This is a genomic window from Flavobacterium sp. SORGH_AS_0622 (assembly GCF_030818825.1).
Classification (GTDB): domain Bacteria; phylum Bacteroidota; class Bacteroidia; order Flavobacteriales; family Flavobacteriaceae; genus Flavobacterium.
Genome location: NZ_JAUTAX010000001.1, coordinates 2,390,514 through 2,416,883 on the forward strand (window position 1 = coordinate 2,390,514; position 26,370 = coordinate 2,416,883).

At 31.8% G+C, this 26,370-nt stretch carries 19 protein-coding genes; 17 read left to right on the forward strand and 2 right to left on the reverse strand.

What is annotated here, in order from left to right:
• The first annotated feature begins 71 nt into the window (after positions 1–71).
• The 12 genes from sucD (at position 72) to QE431_RS10440 (ending at position 17,115) form a co-directional block, all read left to right on the forward strand.
• Complete coding sequence (gene sucD / locus QE431_RS10385) at positions 72–944, forward strand: succinate--CoA ligase subunit alpha (RefSeq protein WP_057118027.1); 873 nt, start codon at positions 72–74, stop codon at positions 942–944.
• Between the two features lie 162 nt (positions 945–1,106).
• Positions 1,107–1,535, forward strand: a complete 429-nt coding sequence (locus QE431_RS10390) for a hypothetical protein (RefSeq protein ID WP_307295503.1) — start codon at positions 1,107–1,109, stop codon at positions 1,533–1,535.
• A 554-nt stretch (positions 1,536–2,089) separates the two neighbouring features.
• Positions 2,090–2,695 carry an RNA polymerase sigma factor gene (locus tag QE431_RS10395; protein WP_307295505.1) on the forward strand — a complete coding sequence of 202 codons (606 nt, stop codon included), beginning with the start codon at positions 2,090–2,092 and terminating at the stop codon, positions 2,693–2,695.
• Positions 2,696–2,785: 90 nt separating this feature from the next.
• On the forward strand, positions 2,786–3,901 hold the full coding sequence (locus QE431_RS10400) for a FecR family protein (RefSeq protein ID WP_307295506.1): 1,116 nt from the start codon (positions 2,786–2,788) through the stop codon (positions 3,899–3,901).
• 229 nt (positions 3,902–4,130) lie between these two features.
• Positions 4,131–7,835 (forward strand): SusC/RagA family TonB-linked outer membrane protein, encoded by a 3,705-nt coding sequence (locus tag QE431_RS10405; protein WP_281865617.1) that lies wholly within the window; start codon positions 4,131–4,133, stop codon positions 7,833–7,835.
• Positions 7,836–7,846: 11 nt separating this feature from the next.
• Positions 7,847–9,325 carry a RagB/SusD family nutrient uptake outer membrane protein gene (locus QE431_RS10410; RefSeq protein ID WP_307295508.1) on the forward strand — a complete coding sequence of 493 codons (1,479 nt, stop codon included), beginning with the start codon at positions 7,847–7,849 and terminating at the stop codon, positions 9,323–9,325.
• Between the two features lie 55 nt (positions 9,326–9,380).
• Positions 9,381–10,205, forward strand: coding sequence for a putative zinc-binding metallopeptidase (locus QE431_RS10415; RefSeq protein ID WP_307295510.1), 825 nt, complete (start codon positions 9,381–9,383; stop codon positions 10,203–10,205).
• 37 nt (positions 10,206–10,242) lie between these two features.
• On the forward strand, positions 10,243–11,604 hold the full coding sequence (locus QE431_RS10420) for a DUF4302 domain-containing protein (protein ID WP_307295511.1): 1,362 nt from the start codon (positions 10,243–10,245) through the stop codon (positions 11,602–11,604).
• A 555-nt stretch (positions 11,605–12,159) separates the two neighbouring features.
• On the forward strand, positions 12,160–12,906 hold the full coding sequence (gene fabG, locus QE431_RS10425; protein ID WP_057119779.1) for a 3-oxoacyl-[acyl-carrier-protein] reductase: 747 nt from the start codon (positions 12,160–12,162) through the stop codon (positions 12,904–12,906).
• Between the two features lie 142 nt (positions 12,907–13,048).
• A complete protein-coding gene (locus tag QE431_RS10430; RefSeq protein WP_307295513.1) occupies positions 13,049–15,076 on the forward strand; it encodes a hypothetical protein in 2,028 nt (675 codons plus the stop codon).
• Positions 15,077–15,166: 90 nt separating this feature from the next.
• Entirely contained in the window at positions 15,167–16,063 is an 897-nt protein-coding gene (locus tag QE431_RS10435; RefSeq protein ID WP_307295515.1) for a LysR family transcriptional regulator, read from the forward strand.
• 74 nt (positions 16,064–16,137) lie between these two features.
• On the forward strand, positions 16,138–17,115 hold the full coding sequence (locus QE431_RS10440; RefSeq protein WP_307295517.1) for a YeiH family protein: 978 nt from the start codon (positions 16,138–16,140) through the stop codon (positions 17,113–17,115).
• A gap of 3 nt (positions 17,116–17,118) precedes the next feature.
• Here QE431_RS10440 and QE431_RS10445 read toward each other — a convergent pair whose 3' ends face one another.
• Complete coding sequence (locus tag QE431_RS10445; RefSeq protein WP_307295519.1) at positions 17,119–17,919, reverse strand: hypothetical protein; 801 nt, start codon at positions 17,917–17,919, stop codon at positions 17,119–17,121.
• A 324-nt stretch (positions 17,920–18,243) separates the two neighbouring features.
• Between QE431_RS10445 and QE431_RS10450 the strand changes: the two genes are divergently transcribed.
• A complete protein-coding gene (locus QE431_RS10450) occupies positions 18,244–19,242 on the forward strand; it encodes a zinc dependent phospholipase C family protein (protein WP_281865624.1) in 999 nt (332 codons plus the stop codon).
• Positions 19,243–19,322: 80 nt separating this feature from the next.
• Here QE431_RS10450 and QE431_RS10455 read toward each other — a convergent pair whose 3' ends face one another.
• Positions 19,323–21,464, reverse strand: a complete 2,142-nt coding sequence (locus QE431_RS10455) for an alkaline phosphatase family protein (protein WP_307295523.1) — start codon at positions 21,462–21,464, stop codon at positions 19,323–19,325.
• 199 nt (positions 21,465–21,663) lie between these two features.
• Here QE431_RS10455 and QE431_RS10460 point away from each other — a divergent pair, with 199 nt between their 5' ends.
• From QE431_RS10460 to hisD, 4 genes are all read left to right on the forward strand, one after another.
• Positions 21,664–22,326: a response regulator transcription factor gene (locus tag QE431_RS10460; protein WP_057118011.1), complete on the forward strand. Its 663-nt coding sequence runs from the start codon at positions 21,664–21,666 to the stop codon at positions 22,324–22,326.
• Positions 22,327–22,329: 3 nt separating this feature from the next.
• A complete protein-coding gene (locus QE431_RS10465; RefSeq protein ID WP_307295525.1) occupies positions 22,330–23,730 on the forward strand; it encodes a HAMP domain-containing sensor histidine kinase in 1,401 nt (466 codons plus the stop codon).
• Positions 23,731–24,040: 310 nt separating this feature from the next.
• Entirely contained in the window at positions 24,041–24,898 is an 858-nt protein-coding gene (gene hisG / locus QE431_RS10470) for an ATP phosphoribosyltransferase (RefSeq protein WP_057118009.1), read from the forward strand.
• A 102-nt stretch (positions 24,899–25,000) separates the two neighbouring features.
• Entirely contained in the window at positions 25,001–26,284 is a 1,284-nt protein-coding gene (gene hisD / locus QE431_RS10475; RefSeq protein ID WP_307295529.1) for a histidinol dehydrogenase, read from the forward strand.
• Positions 26,285–26,370 lie beyond the last annotated feature (86 nt).

Sequence of the window (26,370 nt, forward strand, 5' to 3'; positions counted from 1 at the left end):
AAAAGAGGCAAAATACATTACAAAACCTTATTTTTGCAACACAAATTTAAAAACTACATAAAATATATATCATGAGTGTTTTAGTTAATAAAGATTCCAAAATAATTGTTCAGGGATTTACAGGAAGCGAAGGAACTTTCCACGCTTCTCAAATGATTGAGTATGGTACTAATGTTGTTGGAGGTGTTACTCCAGGAAAAGGTGGTACCAGCCATTTAGACCGTCCAGTTTTTAATACAGTAAAAGACGCTGTTGATCAAGCTGGTGCTGATACTTCTATCATTTTTGTTCCGCCAGCTTTTGCTGCTGATGCAATTATGGAAGCTGCTGATGCTGGAATTAAAGTAATTATTGCTATTACAGAAGGAATTCCTGTAGCAGATATGATTAAAGCAAATAATTATGTTAAAGAAAGAAATTCAAGATTAATTGGTCCAAACTGCCCAGGTGTAATTACTCCAGGTGAAGCTAAAGTTGGTATTATGCCAGGTTTCGTTTTCAAAAAAGGAACTGTTGGTATTGTTTCTAAATCTGGAACTTTAACTTATGAAGCTGCTGACCAAGTTGTAAAACAAGGTTTAGGAATCACTACAGCAATTGGTATTGGTGGAGATCCAATTATTGGAACTACTACTAAAGAAGCTGTAGAATTATTAATGAACGATCCAGAAACTGAAGCAATTATTATGATTGGTGAAATTGGAGGTCAATTAGAAGCTGATGCTGCTAGATGGGTAAAAGCTGATGGTAACCGTAAACCAGTTATTGGATTTATCGCTGGAGAAACTGCTCCTGCTGGTAGAACAATGGGGCACGCAGGTGCTATTGTTGGTGGTTCTGATGATACTGCTGCTGCTAAAAAACAAATCATGAGAGACAACGGAATTCACGTTGTTGATTCACCAGCTGAAATTGGTAAAAAAGTAAAAGAAGTACTTGGATAATATCCAATCTCGATCCTGAAACTTCGGGACGGGATAAAATAATAAATTCCAAAAAGTCTCAATATTTTGTTGAGACTTTTTTACATTTTAAAATACTGAGGTATAAATAGAAATAACTTAGCATCTTAGAACCTCAGTATCTTAGAAGCTTAAAAAAGAAATATGTATAAAGAATTAGAAAAATTTAAAGTAACTGATAGTTTTACTTTTACAATTGAAGATAGCTTAGAACAAGTTTGTAACGCTCCTGAAGGAAGTGCTGGAGTTTTTGTTGTGTATGCTGTTGAAGGAGATGCAAAAGAACTAATTATGGTTGGTTCAACAGGAACTGTTCAGAATGATGGAACTTTAAAAAGTAAAAATGGTGGACTATACGATAAAATCGTAAACGGTCATCAATTTGCAAAAACAGGAAGAAAATATTCTTGGCCTGCTCAAATGAAATTAGAAAGCATTGAAGCTCTTGAAGTTGTTTGGTTTGAAACTTTTAATGCTGATGCAAAAGCAATTCCAACTGCTGTTGAAGGTCAAGTTTTGCAAAATTTCTTAGACGAAAATGCTAAATTACCAAGATGGAATGTAGCATTCTAAGATTTTTAGAATAGAATAAATTGCTCAAAAGCCTTACTAAAAGTAGTAAGGCTTTTTTTATGGAATCAAACAAAAAGTGAGTTTTAAATTTTTGGCTAATTTTCAATTTTAATAGCTCATTTTTGTAAGAGTAATTTAAATTGCTTCAAACAGGTACTCAGCCAAAAACTCCAGCGTGTGTTTTGGTTAATTAAAATTTAAATTACTGTAAATTTAAGATTAAGTAAAAAAAATACCGCAAATACTGATAAATTTAGAAAAAGCTTCTTTTTTTAGATAATTATTGGGTTTTAATTATTTGCTTTTCTATATTTATCACACAAAAACAAAAAATAATGTTAAAATTTGATTCTTTTTGTATGAATTAAATTATGATTTCAATGTAAAACTCTTGTTTAATTTATGTTAACTAAGGGCGTTTGTTCTAGGAAATCTTTATTTAAAGAATTGAAATTTTAAAAACTTTAATCCTTGTAATTAATTCGTTTTATTTTAAGAAAAAATTGCTCTTCTTAAATGATTTTGATTTTTACGCCTCAAAAGTTTTATGCAATATGAGCCACATTTTAAAAAACAAAGCATTAGATGATTTTATTCTTTGGAATAATTTAAAAAATGGTGATGAAAGATCATTCTCTTTACTTTTTGAAAAATATTATAGAGATTTAATTGGTTATGGAAATTCTCTTTGTCCATTTGAAGAAAAAGTACAAGATTGTATTCAAGATGTTTTTGCTGATATCTGGCTTTATCGTAATTCATTGCAAGATAATGTAATAGTAAAAGCTTATCTGCTTTCTAGTGTTAGAAAGAGAATTGCGCGTTTGCACGAAAGAGATCATGTTTTTAGAAAAACAACTACTACAGATGTCTTAGAATTCCTTTTTGATTTTTCTATAGAAAATGATTTAGTAGAAGATGAAGTTACTGCCGAACGTGTTTTGCATTTAAATAAATTGCTTAACGATTTACCCGGCCGCCAAAAAGAAGCCTTATACCTCCGTTATCATCAAGGATTGAGTGTCGATCAAATCGCAGATCTACTGGATGTTAATTATCAATCTGCAAATAACTTACTGCATCGCGGGTTATTAAGTCTTCGTAAAGAATGGAAAGGAAGTATTCCGCTTCTAGTCCTTATATCCTCAGTGCTTTTTTAATTTTTTAACAGAAAATCAAAAAAAAATCTTAAATAGGTGAGTATATAATAAAAAAAGTGTCCTCTATGTTTTTGTAACCTTAATAGTAAGATGCAAAAACGTAACAATTATACCGAAATAGAAGACTTCTTAGGTGATGAATCTTTTCAATTATGGATTTTATCTAAAGTTGATGAACAAGGCTGGGAAGAATGGACTTTAGAAAATCTCCAAAGAGCCAAACTTGTTGAAGATGCAAGGCTTTTGCTGCTGGCAATGAAAGTTCCAGATTCTAAATTATCTTCACATCAGGTCCATGAATCTTTACAGAAAACTTGGTTTAAAATTGAACAAAGAGAAGAACTTTCTCGAAATACTCTAAAAACTAGAAAACTTAAAATTCAGCGATACTGGTTTAGCGGTGTCGCAGCAGCAATTTTAGCAGGTATATTTTCTGTTTGGTTCTTTAAAGGTGATGTTTTGTCAAATGATAATGAAATCACTTATAAAGAATTAGTAGAAGAGAATAGCGAAGGTCTAGTAGAACAAACTAATAATACCGAAAAATCTCAAACCATTACTCTATCAGATGGAAGTTCGGTATTGCTACAGCCAAATAGTAAATTAAGTTACCCTAAAATCTTTACCGGAAACGAAAGAAAGGTGTATTTATCCGGCGAAGGTTTCTTTGAAATTAGTAAAAATCCTAAAAAGCCTTTTTTTGTTTATGCTAACGAACTTGTGACTCGAGTTGTCGGTACAAGTTTTAGAATCAAGGCTTATCCAGATCAGCAAAACGTTGAAGTTCTAGTTCGCACCGGTAAAGTAAGGGTAAAATCAAATGATTTAGTTCATGCTCCTGAAAATCAAGAAATTGTTTTACTTCCTAATCAAGCCGTTCGTTTTGCTCGTAAAGACTTTGTTTTCAATAAGATTACAAATATTACTGCCGATCCAGTTTTAGTTAATAGTGCTACAAATATTGAACAGTTGAGTTTTGAGTTTACTGATATTCCAGTAGCTCAAATTTTAGAAACAATTGAACAGGCGTATTTAGTAGATATTGATTTTCCTCAAGATAAATTAAAAGACTGCCGTTTAACAACCTCGTTAAGTGATCAGCCGTTAGCTGAAAAGTTAAAAATTATTTGTAAAAGTATTGGCAATGATACTAATTACGAAATGAATGGAAACCAAATTGTGATTACTACTTCTGGCTGTAACTAGAAGGTTGAAATCCAATTAATAATATAGATGAAAAAACCAAAATAAACTGATTGTCGAAACTAAAAAAAAATCTTTAACTGCCTATGTAAAAAATAAATACATAAAAAAAGTGCCGAAATGCTGTAACATTGTCGACACTTTAAATTAAGTAAATCACTCTCTGTAAAGAGTAATTTATGATGTTTCTTAAAATACACTCGAATAGTATTAATCAAAACAAACCAAAATTATGAAAAAACCTGTTGTCAAGCAACGATTACTTCACCAAATCATGAAAATAACGCTGTTTCAGTTTGTGTTAGCACTTATATTTTCAAGTGTTACGATGGCAAATAATGTAAATGGGCAGAAAAAATTAGATACTAAAGTTACAATTACAGTCGAAAATCTAACTTTAGACAATGCCTTATCTAAAATTGAAAAGTCTGCTCATGTAAAATTTTCTTATAATTCTAGACTTCCTCAACTTTCTCAAAAAGTGAGTGTAGAGGCAAATCAAGAAACTTTATCTAGTGTGCTAAGCAGAATACTAGTACCATTTAATATTACTTTTTCTGAAGTGAGCAATCAAATTGTGCTTCAGAAAAATTCAGTTGGCTCTTTCTCAACTGCAAATAATCATGATTCTTTATTTGAACTTTTGACTTTTGGACCAATTATTAAAGGAAAAGTTACAGACCAAACTGGAAGTCCGCTTCCTGGAGCTACAGTTATGGCTAAAGGAACAAAGACTGCAGTTTTAACTGATTTTGATGGAAATTTCATTATCGAAATGCCGGCAAATGTAAACCGTATTGTTATTTCTTACGTTGGAATGGAAACTAAAGAAATTGGTATAGAAAATACTACACCAACTATTGTTTTAACAGAAGCAGGACAAAATCTTCAAGAAGTTGTAATTACAACTGGATATGAAAAAACTTCAAAAAGAACTTTTACTGGAGCGATCAGTAAAATTTCTGGAGCTGAATTAAAAGTTGATGGAGTAGTAGATGTGAGTAGAATGATTGAAGGAAAAGCTGCTGGGGTTACAGTACAAAACGTTACAGGTACTTTTGGTACTGCTCCGAAAATTACAGTTCGTGGATCTTCTTCAATTTTTGGAGATACAAAACCTTTATGGGTAATTGATGGTGTTGTTCAAGAAGATATTATCAATATTACTTTTGCTGATTTGGCTTCTGGAAATTCAGAAACTTTATTAAGCTCTTCTGTTGCAGGATTAAATGCAAACGATATTCAAAGTATTGAAATTCTTAAAGATGCATCCGCTACTTCAATCTATGGTTCAAGGTCACTAAACGGAGTTGTAGTTGTTACTACAAAACAAGGTCGTAGAGATTCTCCATTAAAAGTAGCTTATAGCTTAGAGCAGACAGTAAGAAGTGTGCCAAGTTATACGCAATATGATATTTTGAATTCTCAAGAGTCAATGAGTATTTTTAAAGAAATGGAATCTAAAGGTTTCTTAGATTTACCTTCGACTGTTCAAGGAAGATACGGCGGGGTTTACAATATTCTTGGAAGAGCAATTAATACTTACGTTCCAGAAACTGGAGGATATTTAGTAAATAACGATCCTGTAAGCCGTAATAATTTCTTAAGAAAATATGAATTAGCCAATACTGATTGGTTTAAGGTTTTATTTAGACCATCTATTACACAAAATCACTCTTTGAGTTTTTCTGGAGGTGGAAAAAATAATACATTTTATGCCTCTTTAGGATACTATACAGATCCAGGATGGACTATTGCTGATGATGTAAAACAATTATCATCTAATATTAAAGGAACTTTCTATATCAATGACAGATTAAACCTGACATTATCTACTTTGGCTTCTATTAGAGATCAGGGAGCTCCTGGAACTTATGAAAGTCAAAAAGATCAAGTATTTGGTAAGGTTACTAGAGATTTCGATATCAACCCTTTTAGCTATGTTTTAAATACAAGCAGAACTTTAAGACCTTATGATGAAAATGGAAATTTAGAGTACTATAGAAATAACTGGGCTCCAATGAATATTATCAATGAATTGAAAACTAACTATTTAGATATTCAAGTAAAAGATATTCGTTTCCAATTAGATTTAGATTATAAAATTACACCGCATTTAACTTATAACTTAACAGGATCTGCTCGTTATGCAAACACAAGCAGAGAGCATAAAATTTTAGAAGGATCTAACGTTGTTGGTGCTTACAATGCAATGGAAACAACAATTGTAAGAGATGCAAATATCTTTTTATATAAAGATCCTAATGATTTAACTGCTCCAGCGGTTTCTGTTTTACCTAACGGAGGTTTCTTGAGAAAGTTTACAAATGATATGACTTCTTATAACATTAGAAATAGTGTTACTTATAGAAATACTTTTGCTGAAAAGCATGAATTGGAAGGTTTCTTTGGTACAGAATTACGTTCTGTAGATAGAAACAGCGATAATTTTACAGCAGCTGGACTTCAATATGACAGAGGTCTTACAGCATTTACTGATCCTAGATTAATTGAAAAAATTATTAATGAAGGAAATTCTTATTACGGATTTAATGAAGAAAGAGAGCGTACTGTAGGTTTCTTTGGAAAAGTGGGTTATACATTCGATCGTCGTTATACTGCTTCTGTAACAGGACGTTATGATGGTTCTAACAGACAAGGAAATAGTAATTCTTCTCGCTGGTTACCAACTTACACTTTTAGTGGAAAATGGAATGTTTCTGAAGAAAAATTCATGAAAAATGTAAAAGCGATTAACAATTTAGCTTTAAGAGGTTCTTATGGATTAACTGCTACTGCTGGTCCAGCAACAAACTCTTTGGCTATTTATAAAAGCTTTATTTCTAACCGTTTAAATCTTGATGACAGAGAAACTGGTATCGAAATCGATCAATTACAAAATTCAGATTTAACTTGGGAAAAACAATTTGAAACTAACATTGGACTTGACTTAGGTATGTTTAATAATAGAGTTCAGTTTGTAACAGATGTTTACCGTCGTAAAGCATTTGATTTAGTTGATTACGTAATTACTTCAGGTATTGGAGGTCAAAGAATTAAACAAGGTAATAATGCAAACATGGAGACTAAAGGTCTTGAAGTTGGCATAACTACTCAAAACATTGTTTCTCGTGATTTTAAATGGTCAACGACACTTAATTTCTCAGTTTTCAATCAAGAAATTACCAAATTAGAAAACAAACCAACAGCTTTTGATTTAGTTGATGGTAACGGAGGGAATGCAATTGGCCACCCAAGAAACTCTATTTATTCGTATCAATTTACAGGTTTAAATAACCAAGGTCTTCCAACATTTGTTATGGCACCGGGTGAAACAGATAACATTACAGGAGCTAATTTCCAAGATAATGATAATGTTACCAATTACTTGAAATACGAAGGATCTATAGAGCCAAACAAATCAGTTGGTTTAGCAAATACATTTACTTATAAAAACTGGTCATTATACGTTTTCATCGTTGGATCAGGAGGAAATAAAGTTCGTTTAAATCCAATTTATGACAGCCAGTATGATGATTTAACTGTATTTACAAAAGATTTCACGAATCGTTGGATTAATCCAGGTGACGAAAATTATACAAATGTACCAGTTATTGCAGATAAAAGGTTAATTACAGATTATGGTGGACAAAATATGTTACAAAGAGCCTATAACACTTATAATTATTCTGATGTTAGAATTGCTGATGGTGATTTCGTAAGATTGAAAAATATCTCATTAAGCTGGGAATTTCCAAAAGAATTCAAGAGTAAGTTAGGAGTAAGCACTTTTACATTAAAAGGTTCAGCAGTTAATCCTTGGTTGATTTATTCTGATAAAAAATTAAACGGCCAAGATCCTGAATTCCGTAATACAGGAGGAGTTGCATTTCCAATCACTTCTCAGTATACATTCACTTTAAATGTTTCATTATAATTAAGTTAATTATGAAAAATATAAAAATAGCACTTTCATTATTATTAGTAGTTTCTCTTAGCAGCTGTGATGAGTTCCTTTCAGAAACTCCAGATAATAGAACGCAAATAGATACTGCAGATAAAATATCGGAACTTTTGGTTAACGCATATCCAAATGGAGGAACCTATATGGACTTTGCTGAAACAATGACTGATAACGTTGGTGATGGGCAATTGGCTGAAACTTTGCCTAAAAATGAGCAAAATTACAATTGGGAAATGCAGAATGAGACAAATGTTGATACTCAGGCAAACTATTGGGATGCTTGTTACCGAGCAATCGCACATGCAAACAAAGCGCTTCAGGCTGTAAACGAGCAAGGAAGTCCTTCAAGTTTAAATCCTCAAAAAGGAGAAGCTTTGTTGGCTAGAGCTTATGCGCATTTTATGTTAGTTTCATTTTGGTCTCAAAGATACAATCCAGCTACGGCAGATAAAGATCTTGGAATTCCTTATGTTACTGAACCAGAAGAAGTATTAATTAAAAAGTATACTAGAAATACAGTTAAAGAAGTTTTCGATTTTATACAAAAAGACCTTGAAGAAGGAATTAAATTAGTTGGAAACAATTATTCTGAGCCAAAATTTCACTTTACTAAAGAAGCTGCAAATGCCTTTGCAAGCCGTTTCTATTTGATAAAAGGAGATTGGGACAAGGTTCTTGAAGTTTCTGAAGGATTAGGTTCTAAGCCTGTTGGAAAATTAAGAAACTATTTAGCATTTACAGCTTTAGATCCAAATGTGCAATTTATTGAATATGCAAAAGCAGGAGAACCAGCAAACTTATTAGTAGTATCTGCTTATTCAATTTATGCGAGAGCATCAAGCAGAAATAGATTCTATTTAGCAGGGAACAAAAGTCCAGACATTTTTGGACAGGCAACTAATATATATGGAAAACTCTGGCTTTATAAAACATATTCATACAATAGTAGTATGACAGTTTTCTCGCCAAAGTTTAAAGAGTATTTTAAATATACAAACTTAACGGCTAACATTGGAGAGCCATATTTAGGAACTGTACTTTTATCTTACGATGAATTTTATTTAAATAGAATTGAAGCTCTTGTAATGAAAAATAGAATTGCAGAAGCAAATACAGAATTAGAATATTTCTTAGGCACAAGAACTACAGGCTATAATGCCGCAACAGATAAACTTACAGAAGCAAAAGTTGTAGCCAAATATCCAGTTATTGCAGATGAATATACTCCTTTTTATGAGATGACACCAGTTCAGACTTCTTACGTGAAAGCAATTGCTGAAACTAGAAGAAGAGATTTTATCCACGAAGGAATTAGATATTTTGACGTAAAACGTTTCAACATTGTTGTAAGACATGAAACTTTCAATAAGCCAACAAATGTATTAGAGAAAGATGATAAACGTAGAGCAATACAAATTCCTCTAAGTGCATCAAGTAATGGAGTAGAGAAAAATCCTAGATAAAACTAAACTTAAAGTATTATGAAATTTGTAAATAAATATAAAAAGATAGCAGTATTTGTTGGGGTTTTTAGCTTTAACGGCTTGTGCTCATGAAGATCAGCCAACAGAAAGCCAGTTAGATTACAACCAGCCAGCTAAAACAGATTTAGATAAATGGATTGATGCCAATTATCTTGTTCCATATAATATTAATGCGCAGTATAAATGGAATCAAAATACGGTTGATAATACAAGATATCTATTTCCTCCAACAATAGATAAAGTACAGCCGGCATTAGAAATTGTTAAACAAATTTGGCTGCAGAGTTATGCAACAATTGGAGGAGCAGATTTTGTTAAAAAAATTGCACCACGAGAAATTGTTTTGGTAGGTGGAGTAAATTCAAACTCAAACGGCACCAGAACACTTGGTATTGCTGAAGGCGGGCAAAGAATAACGCTTTTTGAAGTTGATAATATCAACAAGAAAAACCGTGCAATTGTTGCCGAATTTATTCATACCATTCAACACGAATACGTTCATATTTTAAATCAGACTAAACCTTTTGATGAGCAGGCTTGGGGAAAAATTACACCTTCAGGATATACTGCAACGTGGCATCTTGAGACAACTGCAGCATCTAGAGAGTTAGGTTTTATTACAAGCTATGCTAGATCAAATGTCGTTGAAGATTTTGCAGAAACTGCGTCTATTATTTTAATTAGTACAAAAGCAGAATACGCTGCAATATTAGCAGGTATAACAAGTGCAAAAGCAAGAGCAGATATTCAAAGAAAAGAAGCAATTGTAGTTCAATATTTTAAAGACGCTTTTAATATGGACTTTTATGCATTAAGAGATGAAGCAGAAAAGAATACCACTTATGTAATTAATAATTAATTTGTTTCAACAATTATAAAACTTAAAAAAAGGTATTATGAAAATAAAAAATATATTCAAGTATGTAGTTGTTGCATTGCTTATAGTGCAGCTGACAGCTTGTACAAGTACAGAAGTTGAACAAAAGTTTGACAAAACTCCAACAGAGCGTTTAAATACTCAAAAAAGCGAATTACAAGAAGTTTTGCTCACTTCTCCAGATGGCTGGAAAGCGGTTTATTTTACAGACGATAAACAACTTGGAGGCTTTACTCATTTATTCAAATTTACTCCTGATGGAAAAGTTGAAATGGCATCTGACTTTGATGCTACTACAACTTCAAAATTCACAAGTGAATACGATATTCAATTAGGAAGTACTGTAAGTTTAGTTTTTACAACTAAAAACAGAATTCATTTATTATCAGATTCAAGCCCACAATCTAATCCAACACCAGCTTTGCTTGGTAAAGGATATTTAGGAGATTTTCAGTTTTTATATTACGGACAAGAAAATGGACAGCTTATATTTAAAGCAAACAGAACTGCAGGTGATGGTACATCTAAAGAAATTCGTTTTGTAAAAGCAACTGCTCAGGATTGGACAGATCTTCCTAAAAACATTGATATGATTGCTAACGTTGTGGGTGCAAATACAAGACCATTGTTTAGATTATTTGAAACAAATGACGGAACAACTACACATCAATATGATTTTGCTTTTGCTACGAGATCAAGATTTGCAACTGCAAATTCTATTGAAGCTGGATCTACAGCTACAAACAATATGGGAATTGCATATACTCCAACAGGAATTGTAGTAAGCCCAGCTGTAGAAGTAGGTGGTCAGAAATTAACAGATTTTGTATACAATAGTACTGACGGAAGTTTTACAGCAACTGGAACAAATGGTGTAAGCGCTTCTATTAAATATAGTGCAAAACCATTAGTTCTTACTGATGACTATAAAAACTTAGTTGTTGGAAAACCACAGATGGTGTTCGGATACATTGCAGCAAACTTGTATACAGCTCCAACAAATTCATCTTATTTTAAAACACTTGTAGATAAAGTAAATGCTACATTGCCTGCAAATCAATCTATTGCCAGAGTTCAAATTGTGTTTAATAATGTACCCAACGGGACATATATTCAGTATCAGTTTAATGGAGGAAAAGCTCAAATTGTTCATTGGTTAACTACAACAGAAGATGCAGTTAATAAAACTATAATTTTAAATGATGATGGCTGGAATACAACAGCAGCAAATTATGCTTTCTTAAAAGATATAGATAATGAATTAACCAATTCAAAAGGTCTTTATGTTAAAAAAGAAACTTTTAGAATTACATTTTCTAATACCATTTATACTTTTACAAGTGCAGCTAGTAACTTTAGAATGACAACTTATCAATTATAAAATTTTATTGTAGTTAAAAAAAGCAGTTCCAGTTTACTGGACTGCTTTTTTAAATAAAACATAAAGAGGAGAAACGAAAAACTATTTGTTTAATGAGTTTAAATATTGGATTTATAATGAAAAAATACATTTCACCTCTTAATCTAATCTTTTTATTATGGGGTATTTTACTTCTCACTATTTCAGGATTTTTTAGAGATTATGTGAGATCTTACCTTTATTTATCGATTGCAATGGTTACACTATACATTATATTGGATGTTAGTAAACAAAGAAAAAATGATAAAGCTGAAAGAATTAAAAAGCTTTCAGAATCAGTAAACAGAATGATGATTATGGCTGTAGTTCTTATAATTATGTTCGCCATAACAAAGCAAAATCATATATAAGAATTTTAGTTTTATTTTTTTATTTTGGGAGAACAGCTCATTTATTGAGCTGTTTTTTTGTTTTATGAATAAAGAAAAATCTAAGCCAATTTTTGTATTACAAATTTTATTAAACGCCCAAATACTCTATATTTGTATTTCAAAAAATAAAAACGAATACCTTAATATGAAATTACTAGAAGGAAAAGTTGCAATAATTACTGGTGCAAGCCGTGGAATCGGAAAAGGAATTGCTGAAGTTTTTGCTAAACATGGAGCAAACGTTGCTTTTACATACAGCTCATCTGCAGCTTCTGCAGAAGCATTAGAAGCAGAACTAAATAGTTTAGGCGTTAAAGCAAAAGGTTATCAATCTAATGCAGCAGATTTTAATGAGGCTCAAACTTTTGTTGATGCTGTTTTAGCAGATTTTGGAACTGTAGATATCTTAATCAACAATGCCGGAATCACAAAAGACAATTTGTTAATGCGTATGTCCGAGGCAGATTTCGACCAAGTAATTGATGTAAACTTGAAATCGGTTTTTAATATGACAAAAGCGATTCAAAAAACTTTCTTGAAACAAAGAGCAGGTTCAATCATCAACATTAGTTCTGTAGTTGGAGTTTCTGGAAACGCTGGACAAACAAATTATGCCGCTTCTAAAGCTGGTGCAATTGGTTTTACTAAATCTGTAGCTCTAGAATTAGGTTCTCGTAACATTCGCTGCAATGCAATCGCGCCAGGATTTATTGAAACTGAAATGACTGCAAAATTATCTGAAGATGTAGTAAAAGGATGGAGAGAAGGTATTCCGTTGAAACGTGGAGGAAGTCCAGAAGATGTAGCAAATGCTTGTCTTTTCTTAGCTTCAGACATGAGCGGTTATATTACTGGTCAAGTTCTTAATGTTTGCGGAGGAATGTTAACCTAAGGTACTGAGTTACTAAGTTGCAAAGGTTCAAAGGTTTTAGTATTCAGTCTATTCTGATTCTAGGATAAAGCTGAACACTTTAGTCAAATAATTGACTTTTTAAATCTGATGACCGTAAACTGTTACTGAATACTAAATAAATATGACGACAAACACGATTCTTTTATTATTGCTTTCTTTAGTAATTGCTGGTGGTTTATCGTACTTTCAATATTTTTATAAAGCCAAAAGTAAATCCAATGTGGTTATACTTTTGGCTTTTTTACGTTTCCTGGCGATTTTTGGGCTATTGGTTTTACTCATAAATCCAATAATTTCTAAGAGTTCGCTGGAAATAACAAAAACGCCTTTAGCAATTGTCGTAGATAATTCGAGTTCTATTGCAGCTTTAAAGTCAGATAAAAAGGCGGTTGAACTTTATCAAAAATTAATTTCAAACCCTGCATTAAAAGAAAAGTTTGAAATTCAATCCTATCAATTTGATAACGATTTTAAAACTTCAGATAAATTTGATTTTAAAGGAAATCAAACCAATTTAGACGAAGCAGCAAAGAACTTAAAAAGTATCAATAAAAATCTGATTTTCCCAACGGTTATAATTACCGACGGAAATCAAACTACAGGAAATGATTATGTATATCGTTTTGATCCTGTTAATAAAGTTTATCCTTTAGTTGTGGGAGATACAACTACATTTTTTGATTTAAAAATCAATCAGCTTAACGTAAACAAATACGCTTTTCATAAAAATAAATTTCCTGTCGAAGTTTTTCTACAATATGCAGGCAACAAAGCTGCGAATGCAGAATTTACTATTTCACAGGGAAATACAATTGTAGCAAAAGAGAAACTTTCATTTTCTCCTTCAAAAAAAACAGCTTCTTTAAACTTGCTTTTGCCAGCAGATAAAGTAGGATTGCAGATTTATAAAGCCAGCATTCAATCTTCTTCAAAAGAAAAAAATAGCTACAACAATATCAAAAATTTTGCAGTCGAAATAATAGATCAAAAGTCAACTATTGCAATTGTTTCGGCTATAAATCATCCAGATATTGCATCATTAAAACGTTCGATCGAGGTTAATGCGCAACGTAAGGTAATATTAGTTAAACCAAATCAAATTAATGAGTTACAAGACATTTCGGTTTTGGTTTTATATCAGCCAACAACGGCTTTTAAGTCAATTTTTGATAATAATAAATTAGCATCAACAAACACGTTTATTATAACAGGAAATAACACAGATTTTAATTTCTTAAACCAACAGCAGAATAATTTAATCTTTAAAATGAGTAATCAAAGAGAAGATTTTCTCTGCGAATTCAAACCAGATTTCAACTTATTTGCAATCGATAATATTGGTTTTGAAAATTTCCCGCCTTTACAGAATTTGTTCGGAAATGTTAGTACAAACGGAAATGTATCTGTTTTACTTTCATCAAAAATTAGAAACGTTTCTACAAATGCTCCATTATTGGCTTTCGCCGAAAATCAGGGAAAAAGAACCGCTTTTCTTTTAGGAGAAAACAGCTGGAAATGGCGTTTGCAAAGTCATGTTGACAATCAGTCATTTGAAAAATATGATATTTTTATTGATAAAATAATTCAATATTTAGCTTCAACAACTTCCAAGAAATCTTTGGCTGTAACGCACGAAAGTTTTTACAATTCTGGAGAAGAGATTATCATCAATGCGCAATATTTCAATAAAAATTATGAGTTTGACGAAAAAGCCAGACTTACCATAAGTGTTGTAAATGCTGTGACTAAACAAACAAAAAACTACGATTTATTGAAAGGAAGCAATTCTTTTTCGGCTACTTTAGAAGGACTTCCAGCAGGAAAATATAATTTTACGGTAAAAGAATTAAATTCAAATACTTCATACGCAAGTCATTTTGAGATTTTAGATTTTGATATCGAAAAACAATTTGTAAATCCAGATGTTCAAAAGTTACAGCAACTAGCACAGCAAACTGGAGGAAAAGCCTTTTTTGAAAATCAAGCTGATAATTTGATTAACACACTTTTAGAGAATAACGAATACAAATCAATCGAAAAAAACATTTCTACTAAAACTCCTATCATTGACTGGGTTTGGTTATTGATATTGATTGCCGTTTTATTGACTACAGAATGGTTTGTAAGGAAGTATAATGGTTTGCTTTAATTAAGGTGAGACGTTCATAGTGCCAAAGTTTCAAAGCTTATAATACGTATAACTTGAAACTTTAAACATGAAACAAAATAAACTATAAACATGGACTTCAGGCTAAAAGTTTTCTACACCGTTGCGCTCCGCCTTAATTTTACTAAAGCGGCAACAGAATTGTATATTACACAGCCGGCAGTTTCCAAACATATTCAGGAACTCGAAGAAACCTACAAAACCAAACTTTTTGAACGAAATGGTTCTAAAATAGCCTTAACACCAGCTGGGAAAACTCTATTAAAATACACTAAAAGTATTTTTGATATTTACCGAGAAATAGATTTTGAAATGAGTTCATTCAACAAAGAACGTCAAGGTTTATTGAGGCTGGGAGCAAGTACGACAATTTCGCAATACATAATTTCTCCAATTTTAGCTAGTTTTCATCAAAAGCAAAAAGACATAAAAGTCAATCTACTGAATGGAAATACTGAACAAATCGAAAACGCCCTAATCAATAAAGAAATTGAAATTGGAATTGTTGAAGGGCAGTCTAAAAATCAATCCATAAAATACATTCCGTTTTTAAAAGACGAATTGGTTTTGGTCTGCAATAGTAAAAATCCGTTAGTGAAGCAAAATGAAATTTCAGTAAACGATTTAAAATCAATGAAATTTATAACTCGCGAACGTGGATCTGGAACACTTGAAGTTATAGAATTTGCATTGAAAAAAGCAGGTTTGAAATTTTCAGATTTACAAATTGAAATGCAGTTAGGAAGTACAGAAAGTATAAAGTCGTATTTGTTAAACTCTGATTGCTTTGCATTTATGTCGATTCATGCCGTAAATAAAGAATTGCTAAACAAAGAATTAATAGTTCTAGATGTCCAAAAATTAGCAATAGAAAGATTCTTTTATATCATTACTTTAGTTGGAAAATCAGATTCGTTATCAGAATTGTTTATTCAAAATATTGCATCTCACTATAACTTAAAGTTATAGTCAATTGCAATTTACGATTGGTATTTATGGCTTAAACGACAGAACTTTGCAATATAAATATCAATTACTTTATTTTGAAAACAAAACAACATACAGCAACACAATTATTCGAAATTAATCATTCATTACAGCAGGCGCTTTTTGCTTTAGTAATTTTGTTGTGCTTATTCTCAATCATTTCTCCGCCAATTGCACTTTTATTAGGAGTCATAATTGTGAATGTTTTCGGAAATCCATTTGTTCAATTCAATCACAAAGCAATCACATTTTTACTGCAGTTTTCAGTTGTGGGTTTAGGTTTCGGAATGAACGCCCATAGCGCAGTTTCAGCAGGAAAAGAAGGTTTTATTCTAACTGTTTTTTCAATTTTCAGTACTTTAATTTTTGGTTTTTTAATTGGTAAATGGCTGCAAACAGACAAGAAAACATCCCATTTAATTTCTTGCGGAACTGCAATTTGCGGAGGAAGTGCAATCGCGGCTATTGCGCCAGTAATTAAATCAAACGAAAATCAGACTTCAATTGCTTTGGGAGTAATTTTTATACTGAATTCAATTGCCTTATTTGTTTTTCCATTTATTGGGCATCAATTAGATTTATCCCAAAAAGATTTCGGACTTTGGTGTGCAATTGCAATTCACGATACCAGTTCGGTCGTTGGGGCTTCTAATAAATACGGATCAGAAGCTTTACAGGTGGCAACAACAGTAAAATTAGCAAGGGCTTTGTGGATTATTCCAATATCACTTTTAACAGCTTTTGTTTTTAATAAGCAATCCAGAAGCTTTGGGACAAAAATAAAAATCCCTTATTTTATTGGGTTATTTATTGTGGCTATGCTTGTAAACACATATTTGCCTTCTACAAATACTTTCACCACACATATAGTTGGCGTAGCTAAAATTGGTTTAACAATTACTTTATTCTTAATTGGTGCAACTCTAAATTTCTCTACTTTAAAAGCAGTAGGAGTAAAGCCTTTATTACAGGGAGTTTTTCTTTGGATCTTTATAGCTGTTTTATCTTTAGTCTCAATTATTTACTTGAGTTAAAAGCTATTTTACATTTGAAAATTTGACAGTTGGTTTGTCTATCATCTTATAAAATTTTCCTTTAAAAGAAAAACGTCTTTCAATTTCAAAATCAAACTGTTTTTTAGTTTTGGCCATTTCAGCTATTTCTACAGGAAGTGTTGCTTCAAATTCATCTTCGACTTTTGCGTCTTTATTATAAGAACCGTTGGTTTTTACTATAATATCTCTAAAATGTTTTTTAGCAGCATCGTCAACAACTTTATAAGAACCAGTCCATTTTATGCTTGCAACATTGGTTAATTGATACTCATTAACTTCCATTATAGGTTTATATTTACCATCAAAGCCAGCCACAAGATACAGATAGCCTTCATACGGGCCACCGGCACCGCCATTAATATGCGAAATAGTAAAAGCAAATTGATCTTCTCCAATTTGTAAAAGTTTTGGAGTAGGACATTGTGCAAAAGCTCCAAAAGCAGCAACACCAGGCTGAAAAGATTTCATTTCCCAGACGTTACCATTTTTAGCGAATTTTGCTAAACCTAACAAACCGCCGGAAAAACGTCCAGTTTGTAAGCCATCTTCATCATGAACAGAATGATTAAAAGCCAATATTTTAAATTGATTTCCTTTAGAATCTGCATAGTCAATATTAGCAAGAAGTCTTGTAGCTACGCCATTTGAATAAGGGAACATTTGATCGCCTTCTACATCATTTACATCTACAAAAGGAGCAGGTTTACAAGTTTTGCAGGTCCAGCTTACAAATGTATTTTTCTCTTTAAGATGATATAATTTACCAGGAAACAATTTTTGCATTATTCTTTCCGCATTAAAAGGATCAGAAAATCTAACTGTTCTTTTTGAATTTAAGATACTATCACTAACATTTTTTGGTTTGATTTCGTTCTCCTGAGCAAAGCAAACAGTCGATAAAAAGAAAATTATATTTAGAAAAGTAAAGCGCATGGTTTTAAGGTTTAGTCCATTAACAAACTTACGAAAGAAAATCTTTATACATGAACTTATATTAGTTATATGGTGTAAAAATTTCAAAAAATTAAATTTACATAATCTTAGACGGTTATACTTTGAATTATCCATAAATAAGGTAAATTTGCACCTCTAAATACAAAAACAAAAATGAAAAACTTCAAATCTAAACCAAGATTAATTGCGTTCTGTGCTTTAATCATTGGGTTTTTTACTTTATCCTGGGGAATTGTAGGTCACGAAAGAATCAACAAAGCAGCTGTAATGGCATTGCCGCATCCACTTCAGGTTTTCTTTTACAATCACATTGATTTTATTACACAAGAAGCTTCAGTTCCAGATATTCGTAAATATGCTTTAAGTTATAAAGACGAAGGTCCAAGACATTATTTTGATATGGAAAACTTTGGTCCAGCTGATAGCTATCCACAAACTTTAGAAGAAGCAAAGAAAAAATATGACGCTAAATTTTTAAGCGATAACGGAATTTTACCTTGGTATATTGAAGATATGATGGCAAAATTGACTAAAGCTTTTAAAGATAAAAATAGAGCTGAGATCTTATTTTTGGCGGCAGATTTGGGGCATTACATTGGCGATGCGCACATGCCATTGCATACTTCTGCAAATCATGACGGGCAATTGAGCGATCAAAAAGGAATTCATTCTCTTTGGGAGAGCAGGCTTCCAGAGTTATTTGCTAAGAATTATAAATTAAATGTTCCTTATGCTCATCATTATGATGATGTTCACAAAGCAATTTGGGATATGATAAATGATACACACAGTTTAGCACAGCCTTTATTAGATATCGATAAAAAGTTAAGAACAGCTACACCAGAAAACCAAGTTTTTAAAATGGATGCTGATGGAAAAGTATTGAAAAGCAAATATAATACAGCTGTTTTTGCTGATGAATATGCTAAAAAACTACACGATCAGCTAAACGGAATGGTAGAAAGTCAAATGAAAAAGGCGATTACAGCAACAGCAAGTTTTTGGTATACTGCATGGGTAGATGCTGGAAAACCAGATTTGAGTGATTTAGATTCGCCAGAAGTTACAAAAAGAAACAGTAAAGCTTTAAAAGAAGATTGGGAACTTTATCAAAAAGGAGATTTATTCGGATTGAAAAACCAAAATGATTAATTAAGGTTTCAAGTTTCAAGTTGAACCAAAACATAAAAAAAAGCCTCAAGTTGTCGAACTTGAGGCTTTTTTTATGCATTTTATCGAACCTTTGCGTATAATTTAGCGTTCTTAAAAGTTAAACCTAAATCTTTAAGCTGGTACTCTTTTTTCTTTAAAACGTAAGAAGCAGATTGATAGTAAGAAATTGTTTCGTTGGTCAACTCCGTATTTTCAGATTTTAGCGGGATTTCATCATAATGAATCTGAAAATCAGGTGCAATGCCGGCTTTTGGGTTAAGTTTTAATTGAAATTGTTTTATTTGTTGTTTTGGAGATAAAATTGTCAAAACATTGTCTTTTATAAAACCTAAATCTTGATAAGTGGCAATAAAAGCCCTAGGCTGATAATCTGGTTTTAAAACATCCTGCCCGAAAAATTTACTTTTATAATCAAAATTTAGCAGCCCAAATAATGTTGGCATAATATCAATTTGAGACATTAATTTGGTGTATTTCTCAGGTTTAATATATGGAGAATAAATTAAAGCTGGAATTCTGTATTTGTCTAACGGAAGTTGTGTTTTTCCGGCACTCGAAGCACAATGATCGGCAACAATAACAAAAACAGTATTGTTGAACCAAGGCTGTTCTTTAGCTTTGTTGAAAAACTGGCGAAGCGCATAATCGGTATATTTTACGCCGCCGTCGCGAGATTTTATATTTCCTGGAATATCAATTTTATTGTTAGGATATGTAAACGGCCTGTGATTACTTACCGTCATAATATGATTGAAAAAAGGTTTATTCTGCTGTGCTTCAGCGTTCATAACTTTTACAGCTTTGTTGTACATGTCTTCATCGCAGACTCCCCAAACATTCGAAAAAGTAATTTCATTTTCAGAAAAGTTAGATTTATCAATAATCTGATAACCGTTTCCAGAATAGAAGTCCTGCATATTATCGAAAAAAGCATCTCCGCCGTACATGAATTTTACGTTGTAACCTTTTTTAAGAAAAACAGAACCAGTAGAAAATTTGTTTTTATTGTCTTCTCTTTTCACAACACTCTCTCCAGCAGTAGGAGGCAAGCATAAAGTTACAGCTTCAAGACCTCGTACCGTTCTGTTTCCTGCAGCATATACATTGGTAAATAATAAACTTTCCTGTGCTAAGCTATCTAGAAATGGCGTGATATTCTGTTCGTTTCCGTACATTTTCATGAAATCAGCACTTAAGCTTTCAACCGTAATTAAAACTACATTTTTATGTTTTTCGATAGAATCATTATTGATTTCACGTAAAGTATTTTCTCCAGTAATTGTCGGAAATTGTTCTTTTAAAAGTGCAAAAGCTTTTTCGTTCGAAATTGTTTTATAAAATTTAAAATAATCAAGTTTGTTATTCTGAAAAGCCAAGTAAAACTTATAAATCCCGTTAGATTGTAACTCGTTAACAAATACATTTTTTGAATTTTCCGTTTTAGCTAGGCTTGGAATTGCAAATAAAGAAGCTGCAAATAGTGCTCCGTAAATAGCTGTAATTTTAAGTTTTTCGTTGAAGCTTGGAATTTCATCAATATAATTTCGGGAATTCTTTACAATAAAAAATGTAATAATTCCAGTAATAATAAATAATCCCGAAAATATAGGAATTACAGGATAAGACTGCATAATGTTACCTATAACTTCATTGGTGTAAATGAGGTAATTAACAGCAATAAAATTGTACTTAACTCCAAATTCATTCCAAAAGAAAAACTCACTTATTGCATTTTGAAGGATCAATAAAACGTATAAAAAAATTACAAATGCAAAAAGCCAGAATCTAATTTTGGTGCGATATTTTGGTAAAAATAAAAACAGGGCAAATAAAGTCGTTTTAATTGCCACAAAAATTAAAACAATTTTTGGTAAAGCACCGCCGTATTCATCAAAAATACTTTTTCCAGAAGCTATATAAATTAAAAAAGAAGCGAAACCCGCGAGAATAAAATATCCGTAAGGTTTATTGTATTTTGAATTGGAGATAAAAATAAGATACAGCCAAAGGAAAATTGAAGCTATTACAAATACAAAAAAATCTGAAATTAAGCCTAAGGTAAAGATTTTGAGGCTTTCAGCGAATGTAAAAGAGCTTTGTGTAATTGGGTGAAAAAAAAGGACAATTCTGAGTATCAAACTTACAATAAAGTACAATACGGCAAGATTGTAAAAAGGCGAAAGTTTTTTGGAAAAAGTCATCTAATTATTTTTTACAAAATTACTTTCGATTGATTAACGCCAGATTAAGTTAGACTTTTACCTTACTTAACGTTATCTTAAAGTTCGCTTAAGATATTGGTTTTCTTAATACTTTGACATTTTGGCTTATTTCTGATTTGGAAATATCCTATCTTTGATGTAGAAAAATTAAATTCGGATCTTAAATTAAACACGATAGATGCATATTTTAATAGTTGAAGACGAATTAGGGATTGTTCAGTTTTTAAAACAAGGCCTACAAGAAGAAGGTTATCAGGTAACGACCGCAAATGATGGTTCTAAGGGCTTCGAATTGGCCCATGAGCAAAAGTTTGATTTGATTCTTTTAGATTGGATGCTTCCAAAAATTAACGGACTTGATCTCTGCAAAGCGATTAGGGTTAAAGATCAAACGACGCCAATTATTTTTTTAACCGCAAAAGATACTGTTCAGGAAACAATAGAAGGTTTAAAAGCTGGAGCAAATGACTATATCAAAAAGCCGTTTAGTTTTGAGGAATTGGTAGAGCGTATTAAAGTTCATTTTAGAAATAAAAAACAAACCGAAATATTAACTCTCGGAACTATCCGCATGGATTTGTCTAAGCATATTGTTTTAAAAGATCAAGAAGAGATTTCGTTAACGCAGAGAGAATTCGAATTATTAACATATTTAATTCAGCATAAAGGAAAAGTCTGTACAAGAAATCAGATTTTAAGGGATGTATGGGATATAAATTTTGAATATGACACTGGTGTAATTGATGTTTTTATGAATGCCATTCGGAAAAAACTGAAACTTAAAATTGAAGAAGATTATATAAAAACTATCCGTGGCGTTGGTTATATAGCCAATGATTGAAAAATGACATCATTATCCTTTAAAAATAGAATTGCGTTAAATTATATTTTAACAACAGGACTGCTGGTCCTGGTTGCGTTCTCAGCTATTTATTTTATTGTAAAACTCACTGTTTACAATCATATTGATGAAAATTTGAACATTGAAATTCAGGATCATTTAAAAGAAATCAAGATTGAAAACAAAAAAGTGGTTTTGATGGATGCTGAAGAATGGGAGGAAAGAGAACATAATTCTGTTGATGTAAATCCTGTTTTTGTTCAGTTTTTGGATTTGAATAAAAAAATAATCGAAAAGTCTCCTAATTTAAAGAATGAAAAATTAGTCTTTCATGAAAACAAAGAACATTTTCAGCTTTTTGACACCAAATTATTAGGGAATAAAATTCGTCAAATTCAAGTTCCACTTCACATAAAAACTAAGAAAATAGGCTATTTAATTATTGCAATGTCACTTTCTGATTCTTCAAAAGTGCTTGAAAATTTGTTAGATACCTTATTGATTGCTTTTCCGATAATTCTTTTATTGTTATTCTTTCTTGCCCGATTTTTTGCAGGACGAAGTATAAAACCCATAAATGACATTATTTACACTTCTAGAGTTATTACAAAAGACAATCTAAAAACAAGAATTCCTCTTCCAAAAACTAGAGACGAACTATTCACACTTTCTAAAACCATAAATAATTTATTAGACCGAATAGAAGATGCAATCGAACGCGAAAAACAATTTACATCAGACGCTTCGCACGAGTTAAGAACACCTTTAACAGTTATTAAAGGAACACTTGAAGTATTAGTACGTAAACCTCGTGACAGCAAAGAATATGAAGAAAAAATTAATTATTGTATTAATGAAGTAGATCACTTAAATTCTCTTGTGGATCAGTTACTTTTAATGGCGCGTTTTGAAAATCAAAAGCAAAATATAAATAGGGAAAATGTGTATTTAAATGCGGTCATTTTAGATGTTCTCACTTTGAATGCAGAGAAAATTAAATCTCGAAATATCAGTGTTATATTAGATGCTCCTGAAGAATTTTATACCTATTCTGATAATTATTTAGTAGTAACCATTCTCCGAAATATTATTTCGAATGCAGTAAAATATTCTAATAATGATAGTCAAATTAGAATTTCGTTATCCAGAGAAAATCACAAGATTATCTGTAATATTTCAGATCAAGGAATTGGAATTGCGAAAGAAGATTTAGAATCCATTTTGAATCCGTTTTTTAGATCAGATTCCTTAAATCATTCTGAAATTAAAGGAACAGGTTTAGGTTTGTTTATCGTAAAAAGAATGACAGATCTGCTTCAAATTAAATTTAAAATTGAAAGTGAAATCGGCAAAGGAACTCAGGTTTTATTGACTTTTGAGGAATATGAAGATCCGTTAAAGTAATTTTAAAATTATTAACTATAAAGCTCTTCAGAATGTTTTTTAACAATAAACTGTAGTTAAGTTAAAATAAAAATTGCTTTTTAATTAATTTATCTATTATATTTGCAACCGAATCAAAGAAGTAAAAAACAAAACCAATCATGATTTCAATTCAATTACATCATCATCATCTACATAATTGCTCTCAAGCGATGTGTTAATGGTATGCGTGTAAATCATCATATTTTAAAACCCGTTTGAGTACATCAAACGGGTTTTTTTATTCTAACTCTTTGTACTCAAACTATAAACCCAACAAACAACTAAAAAAATGAGTACTTTAAAAATTGCAATTCAAAAATCAGGTCGTTTAAACGAAGACAGCATCCAAATCTTAAAAGACTGCGGTATTTCGATCAACAACGGAATCGACCAGCTAAAGGCCGAAGCTTCTAATTTTCCTCTTGAAGTTTTGTATCTTAGAAATTCAGATATTCCACAATATTTAATTGATGGAGTAGTAGATCTAGCCATTGTTGGCGACAATCTTTTGGTAGAAAAAGGAAAAGGAATCGAAGTGGTTCAAAAATTAGGATTCTCAAAATGTAAAGTTTCTGTTGCTGTTCCTAAAACTTTGGAATATAATTCAATACAAGATTTAGCTGGATTGCGTATTGCAACTTCTTATCCCAATACAGTTAACGAATATTTTAATAAATTTGGTTTAAGTGTAGACATTCATCAAATTTCTGGTTCTGTAGAAATCGCTCCAAACATTGGTCTTGCAGATGCAATTGTAGATATCGTTTCAAGCGGAAGCACTTTATTCAAGAACAATTTAAAAGAAGTTGAAGTTATCTTGAAAAGTGAAGCAGTTTTAGCCGTTTCTCCAAAAGTTTCTCCAGAAATTCAAAAACACATTGATACTTTAAAATTCAGAATTCAGGCAGTTTTAAGAGCTAGAAATTCAAAATACATTTTAATGAACGTTCCAAATGACAAGATTGATGCTGTTGGAAAAATTCTTCCGGTTTTAAGAAGTTTAACCGTTTTGCCATTGGCGCAGGAAGGATGGAGCAGCGTTCACTCTGTAATCGATAAAGATACTTTTTGGGATGTAATCGACCAGTTAAAAGAAGTTGGAGCAGAAGGAATTTTGGTTTGCCCAATTGAGAAAATGGTTCTTTAAAGCTTTAAGCTTTAGGCAATAGGCTTTAAGCTTTTGCCAAAGAAATTAAAGATAGTTTAAAAAGCTTAAAGCCTACAGCTTATAGCATAAAGCATAAAAATAATGAATAAGATAAACAATCCAAAACCAGAAACCTGGTCTGAAATATTAAAGAGACCAACTCAAACCATTGATGATATTGAGGTTACGGTAAAAGAAATCTTCAAAGAAGTTCAGAAAAAAGGAGATGAAGCAGTTGCAAAATACACTTCAATCTTTGATGGAATTTCCTTAGATAATTATGAAGTTTCTAAAGAAGAAATTAGTGAAGCAATTAATCTGATTCCGAACGAATTAAAAGAGGGAATCAAATTAGCAAAAGACAATATTTATAAATTTCACAAAGCTCAAAAAACAGATAGAATTGAACTAGAGACTATCGAAGGCGTAAATTGCTGGCAGGAAAAAAGACCGATTCAGAAAATTGGTTTGTATATTCCAGGAGGTACAGCCCCTTTGTTTTCAACAGTTTTAATGCTTGCTGTTCCTGCTGAAATTGCGGGCTGCAAAGAAATTGTTTTGTGTTCGCCGCCAGATAAATCAGGGAAAATTAATCCAGCAATTTTATACGCAGCAAATTTATGCGGTGTAACTAAGATTTTAAAAGTAGGCGGAATTCAGGCGATCGCCGGAATGACATTTGGAACACAATCTATTCCAAAAGTGTATAAAATTTTCGGCCCTGGAAATCAGTTTGTAACCGTAGCTAAGCAATTAGCAACTCAATTTGGTGTTGCAATTGACATGCCGGCTGGTCCTTCAGAATTATTAATTATTGCTGATGATACTGCGGTTCCTGCATTTGTAGCATCAGATTTATTGTCTCAGGCAGAACATGGAACTGATAGTCAGGTAATTTTGGTTTCGACTTCAAAGAAATTAATTGATGAAGTAGAAAAGGAAATCCAATCTCAAATAGAAGTTCTTCCCAGAAAAGCAATTGCAGAAAAAGCAATTGAAAATTCGAAATTGATTTATGTTGAAAATGATAAGATTGCTTTAGATTTAATCAACGAATACGGACCAGAGCACTTTATCATCTGTTCTCAATACGATGATTTTTACTGCAACGGAATCGTAAATGCAGGTTCTGTTTTTATTGGGAATTATACTCCCGAAAGTGCTGGAGATTATGCCTCAGGAACCAATCACACCTTGCCGACAAATGGATATGCTAAAAATTACAGCGGTGTAAATTTAGATAGTTTCATGAAATCGATGACATTCCAAAAAATTTCAGAAAAAGGTATTCAAAATATTGGAAAAGCAATTGAGCTTATGGCTGAAGCGGAAGGTTTGCAAGCGCATAAGAATGCTGTTACCTTAAGATTGAAGAGTTTAGAATAAAGAATATAGAACACAGAATATAGAAAATAGAAGAAAGAACATAGAATAGAAAATAATAGATAATGTTGGAAGTCTATTCTCTTTAT

Excerpts from the sequence above, each read along its gene's own strand:
- sucD (WP_057118027.1), top strand. The coding sequence starts at position 72 with ATGAGTGTTTTAGTTAATAAAGATTCCAAAATAATTGTTCAGGGATTT.
- QE431_RS10390 (WP_307295503.1), top strand. The coding sequence starts at position 1,107 with ATGTATAAAGAATTAGAAAAATTTAAAGTAACTGATAGTTTTACTTTT.
- QE431_RS10395 (WP_307295505.1), top strand. The coding sequence starts at position 2,090 with ATGAGCCACATTTTAAAAAACAAAGCATTAGATGATTTTATTCTTTGG.
- QE431_RS10400 (WP_307295506.1), top strand. The coding sequence starts at position 2,786 with ATGCAAAAACGTAACAATTATACCGAAATAGAAGACTTCTTAGGTGAT.
- QE431_RS10405 (WP_281865617.1), top strand. The coding sequence starts at position 4,131 with ATGAAAAAACCTGTTGTCAAGCAACGATTACTTCACCAAATCATGAAA.
- QE431_RS10410 (WP_307295508.1), top strand. The coding sequence starts at position 7,847 with ATGAAAAATATAAAAATAGCACTTTCATTATTATTAGTAGTTTCTCTT.
- QE431_RS10420 (WP_307295511.1), top strand. The coding sequence starts at position 10,243 with ATGAAAATAAAAAATATATTCAAGTATGTAGTTGTTGCATTGCTTATA.
- fabG (WP_057119779.1), top strand. The coding sequence starts at position 12,160 with ATGAAATTACTAGAAGGAAAAGTTGCAATAATTACTGGTGCAAGCCGT.
- QE431_RS10430 (WP_307295513.1), top strand. The coding sequence starts at position 13,049 with ATGACGACAAACACGATTCTTTTATTATTGCTTTCTTTAGTAATTGCT.
- QE431_RS10435 (WP_307295515.1), top strand. The coding sequence starts at position 15,167 with ATGGACTTCAGGCTAAAAGTTTTCTACACCGTTGCGCTCCGCCTTAAT.
- QE431_RS10445 (WP_307295519.1), bottom strand. The coding sequence starts at position 17,919 with ATGCAAAAATTGTTTCCTGGTAAATTATATCATCTTAAAGAGAAAAAT.
- QE431_RS10450 (WP_281865624.1), top strand. The coding sequence starts at position 18,244 with ATGAAAAACTTCAAATCTAAACCAAGATTAATTGCGTTCTGTGCTTTA.
- QE431_RS10455 (WP_307295523.1), bottom strand. The coding sequence starts at position 21,464 with ATGACTTTTTCCAAAAAACTTTCGCCTTTTTACAATCTTGCCGTATTG.
- QE431_RS10460 (WP_057118011.1), top strand. The coding sequence starts at position 21,664 with ATGCATATTTTAATAGTTGAAGACGAATTAGGGATTGTTCAGTTTTTA.
- QE431_RS10465 (WP_307295525.1), top strand. The coding sequence starts at position 22,330 with ATGACATCATTATCCTTTAAAAATAGAATTGCGTTAAATTATATTTTA.
- hisG (WP_057118009.1), top strand. The coding sequence starts at position 24,041 with ATGAGTACTTTAAAAATTGCAATTCAAAAATCAGGTCGTTTAAACGAA.
- hisD (WP_307295529.1), top strand. The coding sequence starts at position 25,001 with ATGAATAAGATAAACAATCCAAAACCAGAAACCTGGTCTGAAATATTA.